This is a genomic window from Streptomyces sp. CLV115, from assembly GCF_038448545.1.
GTDB lineage: Bacteria > Actinomycetota > Actinomycetes > Streptomycetales > Streptomycetaceae > Streptomyces > Streptomyces sanglieri.
Genome location: NZ_JBCEWQ010000385.1, coordinates 1 through 496 on the forward strand (window position 1 = coordinate 1; position 496 = coordinate 496).

A 496-nucleotide genomic window follows, 5' to 3' on the forward strand; every position below is an offset into this window, starting at 1 on the left:
GCAGTAACCGAGCTCGCCCTTCGTCGCCAGAGCCTGGTAAGTGACGTTTCCCCCCTGATCAGCAACGAGTCGGTTCAGGGTCGCCATGACACCTGGGACATTGCGATGTAGATGGCCGATGCGAGCACCCGTGCGAGGCGATGGGGTGATCTCAGGAATGTTAACACTCATTCCGGTCGCGCCGTTATCTACATAGTCGATAAGTTTCCCGGCGACGTAACGACCGATATCAACTTGAGCCTCTTGGGTGGACCCGCCGATATGCGGGGTCAGAATAACATTGTCCATCTCGCGCAACGGAGAGATAAAGGGCTCTTTTCCGGAGGCCGGCTCTTCGGGATACACGTCCACTCCTGCGCCAGCGATGTGTCCAGTACGTAGGTTGTCCACCAGAGCACTGATGTCGACGACCTTGCCTCGCGACAAGTTTAGAAAGAGGGACCTCGGTCGCATCATGGCGAATTCGCGATCCCCGATAAGATCGGTGTTGCTGGGG

General features: G+C 57.1%; 1 protein-coding gene. It reads right to left on the minus strand.

What is annotated here, in order from left to right:
- Positions 1-496: NAD(P)-dependent oxidoreductase (locus AADR41_RS42275; protein WP_342287792.1), on the minus strand; the 496-nt coding region annotated here is incomplete at both ends.